We start from the raw sequence: 12,190 nt of genomic DNA on the forward strand, positions 1-12,190 counted from the left end.
CGCCAGCGTTGTCGGGATAGCCGCGTCGCGGCTGAAGCCGCCCCTGCGCGTGTGCCTCGTGCGTGATTGGAGGCACCCGTCAATCGCCAGCCATCGGCACCCGCAGCCATTGCTGCAGCGGCGACCACGCCTGCAGCAGCCGCGGCCAGGCGAACGCGGCATTGGCGGGGCTGCTGGACGGCAGCGCCAGCAGCACCAGATGCGGATCGCGCAGCGGCAGGTGCGGCTGCACGAAGCGCGCGAACGCCTGCGCCGCCGCCGCGCCATTGCAGGCGATGGCGCGCAGCTGCGGCAACTGCGCGATGCGCTCGGGCAAGGCATTGGGAATTTCGCTGCCGCGCACGATCGCCGCGTCCAGGCTGCCGCGGCGTCGGCACTGGCCGATCACATCCCACAGGCCCACGCCGGCCGCGTGCAGCGCCTGCATCCGCGCTTCGGCGTCCAGTGCCGCATCGAAGCCGCACAGCGTCGCCATCAGCGGCCAGAACCGGTTGCGCGGATGCGCGTAGTAACGCGCCTGCTGCAACGACGCCGCACCCGGCATGGAGCCGAGCACAAGCACGCGGCAATCGTCGCGAATCCGCGCGGGCAGGCCCTGCAACAGCGGCTGCGTCGTCACGTCGCGCGCACCTGGATGAACAGCCAAAAGCCTTAAAACCTCGTTATTTCAAGCATCGGGCGCAAGTGCCTGAACGTCGCCTGCATTCGTCCGGCGAGGGTCGGCGACGATTCATCTTCTCATCGATACGGTGTGCGCGCCCACTCCCGTGGCCCCACAAGAAAAAGATGAGGAGATACCCCATGCGGTCCATTCAGATCCTGAGCCTGGCTGTCGTGTCCGCCCTTGCGTTTGCGCCCGCCGCATTCGCACAGGATGCCGATACCGCTTCCGGCAAGCACTTCTCCGTCGTCGGCAGCGCGACCCTGCTCGACCCACATTCCAAGCCGGCGGCCGGCCTCGACGTCGATGGCGGTCCGGCGCCGACCATCAGCGCCAGCTGGCTGATCGACGACAACTGGGCGGTCGAACTGTGGGGCGCTGCCGACAAGTTCAACCACCGCGTCAAGGCCGACGGCATTGGCAAGGTCGGTACCGTCGAGCAGCAGCCGATCGCGCTGAGCGGCCAGTACCACTTCGGCCAGGCGGACAACGTGTTCCGTCCGTTCGTCGGCGTCGGTTACTACGAGTCCAACTTCAGCAACGAGAAGCTGGCTGGCCTGAACCCGGACCAGCACATCAGCCTGGACACCGCCAAGGGCGCCATCGGCACCGTCGGCGTGGACATGAACATCAACTCCACCTGGTTCGCCCGTGCCGATGCGCGCTACATGCACTCGCGTCCGGAGCTGAAGGTGGCCGGCGAAGGCACCGGCGAAGACCTGAAGCTGGATCCGTGGCTGTTCAGCTTCGGCGTCGGCGCGCGCTTCTAAGCGTTCCGTCTCCAGCGTTTGCGCAAACGGGCCCGCAAGGGCCCGTTTGTTTTTACGCGTGCGCTGGATCGAGCGCGCGACCAGCGAAAACCGCATTGCGCGTGCACGCGGGCGCAGCCGCCTTCAGCGCGGCGAGCGATCGAAACCGCGGTAGCGGTCGAACCGGCGCAGGCGCCGCCGCAGCAGCCAGGCGTAGGCGCAGGCATAGCCGAGCAGCAAGGCCGCGGCGGCCAGCAGACTGGCATGACTCATCCAGCCCTCGGTCGGCCACGCCGCACCATCGGCCAGACTGCGCCAGCCTTGCCACAGTCCGGCACCGATGCGTACCGCCACCAGCGCGGTCAGACCCAAGACCAACCACAGGTTCGGCGTGTAGTGCAGCCCGTGCGGCAAGGGCTCGAAGCGGGTGGCGACGATGCCGAGCGCGCCCAGCAGCGCGCCGATGCCCCAGCCGGCCAGCGCATGCGTGGCCGCACCGGGCCACCAGTGCGCGGCGATCAGGGCGAAGACCAGCAACACCACGCTGGACAGCAGCGCCGACCACAGTTGCACCGCGACCAGCCAACCGCGCGCCTGACGCCGCGCCGTGCCCACGCGAAACCGCTGCAGCAGCGACAGCGGCAAGAGCACGGCGGTCACCGCCAGCGCGATCACGATCGCCAGCGGAATGGCCAGCAGCAGCGGCATGCGCGTGGCCCGATCAGAACGCCGGCAGCACCGCGCCCTGGTACTTGCGCTGAATGAAGGCCTTCACTTCCGGGCTGGTCAGCGCCTTGGCCAGCTTCTGCACGCGCGGATCGTCCTTGTTGTCGCGACGCGCGACCAGGAAGTTCACGTACGGCGAATCCTTGCTTTCGATCGCCAGCGCGTCGCGGGTCGGGTTGAGGCCGGCGTCGAGCGCGTAGTTGGTGTTGATCAGCGCCAGGTCGACCTGGTCCAGCACGCGCGGCAGCATCGCCGAATCCAGCTCGCGGAACTTCAGCTGCTTGGGATTGGCGACGATGTCGCGCTGGGTGGACAGCGCGTTGCTCGGATCCTTGAGCTTGATGACCCCGGCCTTGTCCAGCAGGATCAGCGCGCGGCTGTTGTTGCTGGGATCGTTGGGGATCACCACGTCGGCGCCCTGCGGCAGCGCGTCCAGCGACTTGTAGCGGCGCGAGTAGGCGCCGAACGGCTCGATGTGCACGCCGACCACGGTCACCAGGTCGCTCTTGCGGTCGCGGTTGTAGGCCTGCAGGTAGGGCTCGGTCTGGAAGTAGTTCACGTCGATCTGCTTCTGCACCACCTGGTCGTTGGGCTGCACGTAGTCGTTGAACACGCGCACGTCCAGGGTCAGGCCCTGCTGCTCCAGCATCGGCTTGACCACCTCCAGGATCTCGGCGTGCGGCACCGCAGTGGCGGCGACGCTGAGATGGTCGCCGGCGGCGCCGGCATCGGGCTTGCCGCAGCCGCCGAGCACGAGCACGGCGCTGGCGAGCAGGAGGCGGAACGGGAATCGGGTCATGGCAGGTATCCGGGGAAACGGGGGGGGGAGTGGAGGAGCGCGACCCGCGGCCGCGATGCGTGCACGCTAGCAGACGGCCGTGCAGGCGGGGCGATCCATGCGCGCAGGAGCGGCTTCAGCCGCGACCGCTCCACCGGTCAGGGGCGCGCTGAAGCCGTTCCTACCGCGGCACGCAGAACATCAGCGCCGGCTGTAGTGCGCGACCAGACGGTCGCCGAGCATCTGCAACGCCTGCACCAGCAGCAACAGGATCACCACCGTCACCAGGGCCACGTCGGCATGCGAGCGCTGGTACCCGTCGCGGTAGGCCAGGTCGCCGAGGCCGCCCGACCCGATCGCGCCGCCCATCGCGGTGAAGCCGATCAGGGCGATGGTGGTCACCGTGGCGCCGGCGATCAGGCCCGGCCGCGCTTCCGGCAGCAGCACCCGGGTCACCAGTTGCCAGGTGGTCGCGCCCATCGCCAGGCTGGCCTCGACCACGCCGCGGTCCACTTCGCGCAGTGCGGTCTCCACCAGCCGCGCGTAGAACGGCGCCGCGCCCACCACCAGCGGCAGGATCGCGCCGCGCACGCCCAGCGAGGTGCCCATCGCCCACAGCGTCAGCGGGATCATCGCGATCATCAAAATGATGAAGGGCACCGAGCGCAGCACGTTGATGACCAGCGCCAGGCTGCCGTACAGCAGCGGCTTCTGGTGGGTCTGGCGCGGGCCGGTGAGGAACAGCAGCACGCCCAGCGGCAGGCCGATCAGCAGGGTCAGCGGCAGCGAGCCGCCGAGCATCAGCAGGGTGTCGACGGTGGCGCGTCCGATCTCGCTCCACTTGCCGGCATCGAGATTGCGGAAGAAGCCTGCGGCAGCGGTGGCGATCGGACTCATCGGCGCAGCTCCTGCACATGCACGCCGGCGGCGACGAAGGCGGCCTGCGCCGCATCCATGTCGCCACCGACCAGGGCCACGGTCAGTTGGCCGTACGGGGTGTCCTTGATCCGGTCGATGCGCCCGGACAGGATGTTGTAGTCCACCGCGGTGGCGCGGGCGATGCGCCCGAGCAGCGGCGCGTAGGTGTCGGTGCCTAGGAAGGTCAGCCGCAGGATGCGCCCGTCCACGGCGGTGAAATCGCGGTACAGCTCGGCCTCGTCGACGTGCTCGGCCTCGGACACGAAGCGCTTGGTGGTCGGATGCTGCGGGTGCAGGAACACCTCGGTGACCGGCCCACTCTCGACCAGGTGCCCGGCATCGAGCACCGCCACGCGATCGCAGACCCGGCGGATCACTTCCATCTCGTGGGTGATCAGCACGATGGTCAGACCCAGCTCGCGGTTGATCTGCGCCAGCAGCGCCAGCACCGAGGCGGTGGTCTGCGGGTCCAGCGCGCTGGTGGCCTCGTCGCACAGCAGGATCCGCGGGCGCGTGGCCAGGGCGCGGGCGATGCCGACGCGCTGCTTCTGTCCGCCCGACAGCTGCGCCGGGTACTTGTCGGCATGCGCGGTCAGCCCGACCCGCTCCAGCAGCTCGGCCACCCGCGCGTGGATCTCCACACGCGGCGTGCCGGCCAGTTCCAGCGGGAACGCGACATTGCCGGCGACCGTGCGCGAGGACAGCAAGTTGAAGTGCTGGAAGATCATGCCCACGCGCTGGCGCAGCGTGCGCAGCCCGGCGCGGTCCAGCGCGGTGACGTCCTCGCCGTCGATGATCAGGCGACCGCCGCTGGGTTCCTCGAGCCGGTTGATCAGCCGGATCAGGGTCGACTTGCCGGCGCCGGAATGGCCGATGATGCCGAACACCTCGCCGGCCTCGATGCGCAGGTCGAGCGGATGCAGCGCCACGACCGGCTGGCCGGCGACGGAATAGGACTTGTGCAGGCGCTCGAACTGGATCAACGCGCGGGACCGGCAGCGACGGGGGGCGCAAAGCCTAGCAGGCCAGGATGGCGTGCGTTATTCCATTCGATTCTAACGTATGCGCGCATCGCGGGCCCTAGGGGCGTGCCTGCGGCGGCGGATGCGCCACCGCGCGGATCCGCTCGCGGTGCAGCAGGTACAGGCCGCTGGCGACGATGATCGCCCCGCCCGCCCAGGTCCAGACATCGGGCAGCTTGCGCCACAGCAGCCAGTCCCAGGGAATCACCCACAACAGGCCGCTGTACTCCAGCGGCGCGACCAGCGAGGCGTCGCCGCGGCGGAACGCCTGGGTCAGCGCCACCTGGCCCAGCGCCCCGGCCAGGCCCATGCCGGCGATCCAGCCGGTGTCGACCGGGCGCAGCGGGGTCCACTCCGGCAACGCCAGCGCACCGGCGCCCAGCGCCATGATCAGCAGGAACCACACCACCAGCGACTGCGAGGTGTCGGTGCGCGCCAGCAGGCTGACCAGCACCGAGGCGACCGCGTAGGCGATGGCCGCCAGCAGCACCATCAGCCCCGGCAGCGAGACGAACCCGTCCATGCCCGGGCGCAGCACCACCAGCACGCCGATCAGGCCGACGCCGATCGCCGCCCAGCGCCGCGGGCCCACGTATTCGCCGAGCAGCGGCACCGACAGCGCCGCCACCAGCAGCGGCGCGACGAAGTAGATGGTGTAGGCGGTGGACAGCGGCAGGCTGCGCAAGGCCCAGGCGAAGCAGCCGATCATGGCGATGCCGAGCACGCCGCGCAGCAGGTGCAAGCCCCAGCGCACCGGCCAGATCGCGCGCGGCCCGGCACTGGCCAGCACCCACACCAGCACGAACGGCAGCGAAGCCCCACCGCGCAATGCCGCGACCTGCAGCGCCGGATAATGCGTGCTGAGCTGCTTCATCGACGCATCCATCAGCGAGAAGAACGCGACCGCGGCGATCATCCACGCGGCGGCGGCATTGGAACGGGAGTTGGGCATCGGCGCATTATCGCCGCGATCGGCGGTGGGCGTGGTGCCGGGGCTCATCGCGTCGGGACTGAAGTCCCTCGCACATGGCTCCAGCCGGCGCACCGGCCGATGCCGCTTCTTGTGGGAGCGACTTCAGTCGCGACGCGCGGCGCCCACCAACGCACGACATTGCGCAACGCGCCGGAACCGACATCCATCCCACCCTGCACGTGCCAGCCCCTGCGACACCTGCGCTGCCACTTCCCACCTGCCGCGCCCCACTCCTCGCCCGCACGTCTTACGATAGGCATCTTTGCCGAGGACTTGCCCATGCCTTCCTTCGATATCGTGTCCGAAGTCGACAAGCACGAACTGACCAATGCCGTCGACCAGGCCAACCGCGAGCTGTCGACGCGCTTCGACTTCAAGGGCGTCGACGCCAAGTTCGCGCTCGACGACCAGGTCATCACGCAATCGGCGCCCAGCGATTTCCAGGTCAAGCAGATGACCGACATCCTGCGCGCGCGCCTGCTGGCCCGCGGCATCGACGTCCGTTGCCTGGAGTTCGGCGACGTGGAGACCAACCTCGCCGGCGCGCGGCAGAAGATCACCGTCAAGCAGGGCATCGAACAGAAGCTGGGCAAGAAGATCGTGGCCACGCTCAAGGAAGCCAAGCTCAAGGTGGAAGCGCAGATCAACGGCGACAAGCTGCGGGTCAGCGGCAAGAAGCGCGACGACCTGCAGGATGCGATCGCGCTGCTGAAGAAGAGCGATTTCGAGCTGCCGCTGCAGTTCGACAATTTCCGCGACTGAAGCCGCCGCGCAAACGCCTCGCGCGTCATCGCCATGCCGGTGCGAGGGTGCAGGACGACCACCGCGTGGCGATGGTCGTTCTGCAGTCGACCGCGCGATATCGTCGCCACGATGCGTGAGTGCACACGGCTGCGCATCGCCTCGCCTTGCAGGGCGGCACGGCAGACAGGCGATACGCCCATGTCGCGACCTGCGCATGCCGTCCGGCCTGCGCAAGCAGGCATGCCGGCATGACCACGCGAGCGCATCCCGGCCATTGCAGCCATGCGAAAGCGACGCACTCCGCATCGGAACGAGACGACACCACGCAACGGCACTCCCGCCTCCGCGCCGGGACGCGGACGCCTAGCGCCGCAATTTCTTGCTAGGCACCCGCGGTGACGCCCGCGGCCAGCATTCTCCGCCCCTGCGCCACTTCGGCTTCCAGGTCGTGCGTCCAGATCCAGTCGAAGCGCTGCGCCAGCGTCTGCGCCAGCCGCGTATCGTCGGCGCCGGCCTGCGGATCGCGCAGTTCGTACAGCTCGCCGGCCTCGCGCGAGGTGCGCTGCACGCGGCAGGCGCGCGGCAGGCGCAGGCGCTCGTAGACCTGCAGCAGGGCCGGCAGATCGCCGCGCGTCAGGCCAGGCGTGGCCAGCAGTTGCGCCAGCAGATAGGCATCCTCCAGGCCCTGCCCGGCGCCGGCGCCCTGGTGCGGCAGCATCGCGTGCGCGGCATCGCCGATCAGCGCCAGCCGCCCATGCACATAGCCGGGCAGCTCGGCCAGATCGTGCAGCGCCCAGTGCGTGGGCGTGTCGATGCACTCCAGCAGCGTACGCGCCGCCTCGCCCCAGTGCGCGAACGCCTCCAGCATCTCGCGGCGGCTGGCCTCGCGTACCCAGGCCTGGCCAGCGCGCCATTGCGGCGCCGGCTCGCTGCGGTCGGAGACGAAGGCGACCACGTTGATCAGCCTTCCCTGCTTCACCGGGAAGGTCAGGATGTGCGCGTCCAGGCCCAGCAACATCTGCGGCACGTCGACCAGGTGCGCGTCCACGCCGCGGGCGGCGAAAGCGGCACGTAGCCGCGCGGCGTCGATCAGGCCGCGATAGGCGCAGGTGCCGGTGAAACGCGGTTCGGCCGGTGCATGGCCGAGCGCACGCAGCACTTCGCCGCGCATGGCGGACTTGATGCCGTCGGCGGCGATCAGCACGTCGCCTTCGTACTGGCTGCCGTCGGCGAAGCGCACGCGCGCCACGTCGGCGTCCTGCTCCACGGCGACTGCGCGTTTGCCGAACCTGGCCAGCCCGAACGGCAGGCGGGTGGCCAACGCATCGAGGAAGTCGGCGCGGTGCACCGACGACTGGCCGACGCCGGGCGCCAGGGTCTGGCCCAGCAGCCGCGCGTCCTCGCCGCGGCGCCATTCGAACCAGACGTCCTGCCATGGGGCGGGGGTGCGGTCAGCGAGTTCGGCATAGGGCTCGCCCATGCCCAGGCCGGCCAGCGCGCGTACCGCATTGGGGCCGAACGAGACGCCGGCGCCGATTTCGCCGAAGGCCGGCGCCGATTCGAACAGTTGCACGTCGAGATGGCGGTGCCGGCACAGGCCCAGGGCCAGACCGACGCCGGCGATGCCGCCGCCGACGATGCCGATGCGCAGGGGGGATGCAGGATTCATCTGGAGTCTCCGGTGGGGAATGTCAGTCGCGGCCAGCCAGCAGGATTTTCTCGGCCAGCAGCGCAGGCGCGCTGAAACACACTTCGTGGCTGCCCGGCAGGCTGACCAGACGGTAGCCGCCCAGGCGCGCGCTCAGCCGCGGATGCCAGCCGTACTCGCCCGGCGGCAATGCCACATCGTCGGTGGCATAGAGCCAGCTGCGCGGGATCTGCAGCTCGTGGAAACGCTTGAGCGGTACCGCGTCGAAATGGCTGCGCGCTGGGGTCGGACTCAACTGCGCGTACGCCTGCTGCGCCTGCGCCAGGTCGGCGTCGCCGATGAAGCCGTCGCGCCAGATCGGAAACGGCAGCATGATGCCGCCGTCGGCATCGACCGCGTTCTTCCACAGCGCCTGGTAGTGCGGCGGCAACAGGTCGAACAGCGCCTCGCCGTCGCGCAGCACGAAGGCGTTGTGGAAGATCAGCCGCTTGCAGCGCTCCGGCTCCTCCTCGGCCAGGCGCTGGACGATGCTGCCGCCCCAGCTGTGGCCGAGCACGACCAGATCGCGCAGGTCGTGGCGGCGCACGTAGTCCACCACCGAAGCCACGCAGTCGGCATGCGAGACGCGTTTGTCGGCGCCGGGGCCATGCCCGGCGATGGTCGGTGCGTGCACCTGCACGCCGTGCGCGCGCAGATGGGCGGCGACGCCGTCCCAGGCGTGGCCGTCGTGCCAGGAACCGTGCAGCAACAGATAGGTTTGCATGGGGTCGTCTCCGTGTGGCTCAGCGGAAGGTCCAGCCGAGGCCGAAAGTGAGATAGGTGAGGTCGCGGGTCCCGGCCTGCACGCCGCCGCTGGCGACCGAACCGCCCGGCGCATGGGTGACGCTGCCGGTCAGCGACAGCTGCGGCGACAGCCGCCAGGTCGCGCCCAGCGCGTAGTGGCTGTACTGCGCCAGCGGCGCCAGCACGGCCAACTGCGCCTGGCTGTCGGGGATCAGGCGGCTGCCGCGGGAATAGCCGGCCCGCAGCGACCAGGCATCGTTGAGGCGGTAGTCGGCCCCCAGGCGGAACACGCGCTGGCTACGCCAGCCGAAGCCCGGACCGTTCGGATCGCCGAACGCGCCGCCCTCATCGACGCGATTGCCGTAGGAGCGCTCGCCGGCCCAGTCGATCCACAGCCAGTCGGCCGCCACGGTCAGCGCATCGCTGGCCTGCCAGGCCAGACCGACACCGGCCTGCTGCGGCATGTTCAGACGGCCTTCCGGCAGCAGCGCACGGTAGCGCTGCATCTGGCCGAAGCGGATGCGGCTGGACCAGGTGACGCCGGCGCTCAGGCGCGGCGCGAGCTGGCCGTACCAGCCCACGGCGACACCGTACCCGTAGGCCGCATCGGCCCCGGCCGACTGGAAGCCGACCCCCTCCAGGCCGGCGACGTGCAAGCGCTGGTAGGCCAGCCGCGGCGAGATGCCCAGGTACTGGTGCTCGCCCACGCGCCAGGCCAGGGTCGGCGCGAACACCACCTGCTGCAGCTTGGACAGGGTGTTGTGGCTGCCATACACCGGAGCGCCGTAGTCCAGCGCGACGCCGTGGCCGAATACCGACACCCCCAGGCTCAGGTCGTCGTTGAGTTGATGGTTGTAGCCGGCGGTGGGCACCGGAACCAGCGCATCGTCGCCGTAGCGGTTGGGGCCGACCTGCGCGCGCACCGGCGCCGCGATCAAGGTGAGGTCGGCGTCCATGCGGTCGCCGACCGCGCCCATGCCGGCCGGGTTGTTGGCGGACGCCGCCGCGTCCAGCGGCAACGCGATCGAGGTGCCGGCCAGGCCCTGGGTCTGCGCGCCGTAGCCGGGCAAGGCGACGCCGTTGTTGGCGGCGGCACCACCCGAAACCGCCGCCACGGTCCACAGCAGCGTGGTCCAGCGTGGCGTGCCCTGTCGTTGCGCCCTGCGGCGCATTGGATGTGCGAACTGCTGCATGATCGAGCCCTCCCTCCGAGCCGATGCGTGGGTGCGGCCGCCGACCGGCGGCACGCGGGGTCCGCATTGCCGTCGTGACGACCGGCAGCGCGGGATGTTGGAAACGGCACTCATCCTTTGTGCACGCGTCGGCCGACACGGCGACGCGGTACGACGCGAACGCAAGACCGTGCGCGCGACCGGTACGGACGCTCGCGACGATCAAAGCAGGAGACGACTGACCTCGGCGATGCATCCATGCGTCCGACACTGCCCCGCATCACACCAGGCGTCCAAGACCATGTCAGTCTCGTTTCATACCCTGCTGGTATGTTCATCGCGCGATGCGCGCTAGCACTGGATCTTCCGCGATGCAACATGCGCGTTCGATGGCGTGCATGCCGACGCAGCGGCAGCGTCGTCGCAGGCGCACGCCCGCATCGCTTGCGCAAACGCCAACGCCTGGACGCGCACGCGCACGCGCTCTGCGCCGCCTCGGCAAGCTTGCGCATGCCAGTGTCTGCATGCCACTGGACACCCCGCGCGCCGCAGCGCACAGACAGCCAGGCACGCGCAGCGCAGCGGCGCGCGGCGCTACACGGCACGGGCTTCATCGGGCGGCGGTGCGGTCCGGCAACGCAAGGAGGGCAACGCAGACACCGCTCGGGCGCTGGACTGCGGCGCAGCCTGGCACGCGCGCCGGCCTCCCGCGTCTCGGCCGAGGCAGGCAGGATGCCGGCGAACGCGCACGGCGAGGGCGCGATCAAAAAAAACGGCACCGGCATCGCCCACGGCAGCGTGTGGCGACGTCGGTGCCGAGGCAGGCGCGACGCCTGCTGCGGGGACACGCGCGACGGCAGCGCCGTCGCCAGCGCAAGGCTCAGCTGGCCATGCGCAGGATCGGCTTGAGGGTGATGCCGCTGCTGCTGTCGGCGGCGGCCTGGTTGATGTCGCTCAACGGATAGAACTTCACCAGCTTGTCGAACGGGAAGCGGCCCTGCTGGTACAGCGTCACCAGTTGCGGAATGAACACCTGCGGCACGCTGTCGCCCTCGACGATGCCGCGGATGCTGCGTCCGCCCAGCAGCAGGTTGTTGACGTCGAAACCGGCCATGGTGCCGAGCTTGGGTGCGCCGACCACGCCGATCGTGCCCAGGCTGGCCAACGCTTCGATGCCCGCCTCCAGCAACTGCGGACGCCCGGTGGATTCGAGCGCGAAGTCGGCGCCGCCGCCGGTGATCGCGCGCACCGCTTCCACCAGATCGCCTTCGCGGTTGTCGATCACGTGCGTGGCGCCCAGTTCCTTGGCCAGCGCCAGCCGCGACGGCACCACGTCCACGGCGATGATGCAGGCGGCGCCGGCCACGTGCGCGGCCATCACCGCGCTGAGTCCGACCGCACCGGCGCCGATCGCCACGAAGCTGCTGCCAGGACGCACCTTCAGCGCATTGATCACCGCGCCGGCTCCGGTCTGGATACCGCAGCCCAGCGGGCCGAGCAGTTCCAGCGGCGCCTCGCGCGACACCCTGATCGCATTGTTCTCGCGCGCCAGCGCATAGGTGGCGAACGAGGACTGGGCGAAGAAGTGGTCGTGCAGCGGCTGCCCGTGCAGATCCTCGATGGCGGTATGGCCATGCGCGTCGGCACCGCCGAAGTTGCGCGGGAAGAACTCCTGGCAATACGCGGCATGCCCGCCATCGCAGGGATTGCAGTGGCCGCAGGCGCCATAGGTGAGCACCACGTGGTCGCCGACCTGCAGGCTCTTGACGTTGGGACCCAGCGCTTCGACCACGCCGGCGCCCTCATGGCCGAGCACCGCCGGCAGCGGCACCGGGTAGTACTGATCGCGCACGATCAGGTCGGTGTGGCACAGGCCGGTGGCCACCACCCGCACCAGCACCTCGTCGTCCTGCGGCGCGCGGATGCGCGCCTGCTCGATGGTGAAGGGCTGTTGCGGCGCGTGCGCGACCGCCACGGTGATCTCGCGTTTATCGGTTGCTGCGTTCATCGCACTGT

General features: G+C 69.8%; 12 protein-coding genes. 2 read left to right on the forward strand and 10 right to left on the reverse strand.

Annotated elements, in window-relative coordinates; all coding sequences use genetic code 11:
* Positions 1–79 precede the first annotated feature (79 nt).
* Positions 80–619, reverse strand: a complete 540-nt coding sequence (locus tag RAB70_RS00585; RefSeq protein ID WP_148827997.1) for a DNA-deoxyinosine glycosylase — start codon at positions 617–619, stop codon at positions 80–82.
* A 182-nt stretch (positions 620–801) separates the two neighbouring features.
* On the opposite strand from RAB70_RS00585, the gene RAB70_RS00590 reads away from it, so the two are divergent.
* A complete protein-coding gene (locus tag RAB70_RS00590) occupies positions 802–1,431 on the forward strand; it encodes an OmpW family protein (protein WP_017907486.1) in 630 nt (209 codons plus the stop codon).
* A gap of 123 nt (positions 1,432–1,554) precedes the next feature.
* Here the strand turns inward: RAB70_RS00590 and RAB70_RS00595 are convergent, their stop codons facing one another.
* From RAB70_RS00595 to RAB70_RS00615, 5 genes are all read right to left on the reverse strand, one after another.
* Complete coding sequence (locus tag RAB70_RS00595) at positions 1,555–2,118, reverse strand: DUF1453 domain-containing protein (RefSeq protein ID WP_148827998.1); 564 nt, start codon at positions 2,116–2,118, stop codon at positions 1,555–1,557.
* Between the two features lie 13 nt (positions 2,119–2,131).
* Entirely contained in the window at positions 2,132–2,935 is an 804-nt protein-coding gene (locus RAB70_RS00600; protein WP_017907484.1) for a MetQ/NlpA family ABC transporter substrate-binding protein, read from the reverse strand.
* Between the two features lie 180 nt (positions 2,936–3,115).
* Entirely contained in the window at positions 3,116–3,811 is a 696-nt protein-coding gene (locus tag RAB70_RS00605) for a methionine ABC transporter permease (RefSeq protein WP_148827999.1), read from the reverse strand.
* Positions 3,808–4,815, reverse strand: a complete 1,008-nt coding sequence (locus tag RAB70_RS00610) for a methionine ABC transporter ATP-binding protein (RefSeq protein ID WP_017916297.1) — start codon at positions 4,813–4,815, stop codon at positions 3,808–3,810. Before RAB70_RS00610 ends, RAB70_RS00605 begins: the two co-directional genes overlap by 4 nt.
* Before the next feature lie 97 nt (positions 4,816–4,912).
* Positions 4,913–5,806, reverse strand: coding sequence for a DMT family transporter (locus RAB70_RS00615; RefSeq protein ID WP_148828000.1), 894 nt, complete (start codon positions 5,804–5,806; stop codon positions 4,913–4,915).
* A gap of 300 nt (positions 5,807–6,106) precedes the next feature.
* Between RAB70_RS00615 and RAB70_RS00620 the strand changes: the two genes are divergently transcribed.
* Positions 6,107–6,589 carry a YajQ family cyclic di-GMP-binding protein gene (locus RAB70_RS00620; RefSeq protein ID WP_017913076.1) on the forward strand — a complete coding sequence of 161 codons (483 nt, stop codon included), beginning with the start codon at positions 6,107–6,109 and terminating at the stop codon, positions 6,587–6,589.
* A gap of 364 nt (positions 6,590–6,953) precedes the next feature.
* Here the strand turns inward: RAB70_RS00620 and salA are convergent, their stop codons facing one another.
* The 4 genes from salA to RAB70_RS00640 form a co-directional block, all read right to left on the reverse strand.
* Positions 6,954–8,240 (reverse strand): salicylate 1-monooxygenase, encoded by a 1,287-nt coding sequence (gene salA, locus RAB70_RS00625; protein WP_043093397.1) that lies wholly within the window; start codon positions 8,238–8,240, stop codon positions 6,954–6,956.
* Between the two features lie 22 nt (positions 8,241–8,262).
* Entirely contained in the window at positions 8,263–8,982 is a 720-nt protein-coding gene (locus RAB70_RS00630) for an alpha/beta fold hydrolase (RefSeq protein ID WP_017913078.1), read from the reverse strand.
* A 19-nt stretch (positions 8,983–9,001) separates the two neighbouring features.
* Positions 9,002–10,195, reverse strand: a complete 1,194-nt coding sequence (locus tag RAB70_RS00635; protein ID WP_017913079.1) for an OmpP1/FadL family transporter — start codon at positions 10,193–10,195, stop codon at positions 9,002–9,004.
* Positions 10,196–11,054: 859 nt separating this feature from the next.
* Positions 11,055–12,182 carry an NAD(P)-dependent alcohol dehydrogenase gene (locus RAB70_RS00640; protein WP_017913080.1) on the reverse strand — a complete coding sequence of 376 codons (1,128 nt, stop codon included), beginning with the start codon at positions 12,180–12,182 and terminating at the stop codon, positions 11,055–11,057.
* Positions 12,183–12,190 lie beyond the last annotated feature (8 nt).

This window comes from Xanthomonas sontii, assembly GCF_040529055.1.
GTDB lineage: Bacteria > Pseudomonadota > Gammaproteobacteria > Xanthomonadales > Xanthomonadaceae > Xanthomonas_A > Xanthomonas_A sontii.

Coding starts and splice junctions, on each gene's coding strand:
- RAB70_RS00590 (WP_017907486.1), top strand. CDS start 802: ATGCGGTCCATTCAGATCCTGAGCCTGGCTGTCGTGTCCGCCCTTGCG.
- RAB70_RS00595 (WP_148827998.1), bottom strand. CDS start 2,118: ATGCCGCTGCTGCTGGCCATTCCGCTGGCGATCGTGATCGCGCTGGCG.
- RAB70_RS00600 (WP_017907484.1), bottom strand. CDS start 2,935: ATGACCCGATTCCCGTTCCGCCTCCTGCTCGCCAGCGCCGTGCTCGTG.
- RAB70_RS00605 (WP_148827999.1), bottom strand. CDS start 3,811: ATGAGTCCGATCGCCACCGCTGCCGCAGGCTTCTTCCGCAATCTCGAT.
- RAB70_RS00615 (WP_148828000.1), bottom strand. CDS start 5,806: ATGCCCAACTCCCGTTCCAATGCCGCCGCCGCGTGGATGATCGCCGCG.
- RAB70_RS00620 (WP_017913076.1), top strand. CDS start 6,107: ATGCCTTCCTTCGATATCGTGTCCGAAGTCGACAAGCACGAACTGACC.
- salA (WP_043093397.1), bottom strand. CDS start 8,240: ATGAATCCTGCATCCCCCCTGCGCATCGGCATCGTCGGCGGCGGCATC.
- RAB70_RS00630 (WP_017913078.1), bottom strand. CDS start 8,982: ATGCAAACCTATCTGTTGCTGCACGGTTCCTGGCACGACGGCCACGCC.
- RAB70_RS00635 (WP_017913079.1), bottom strand. CDS start 10,195: ATGCAGCAGTTCGCACATCCAATGCGCCGCAGGGCGCAACGACAGGGC.
- RAB70_RS00640 (WP_017913080.1), bottom strand. CDS start 12,182: ATGAACGCAGCAACCGATAAACGCGAGATCACCGTGGCGGTCGCGCAC.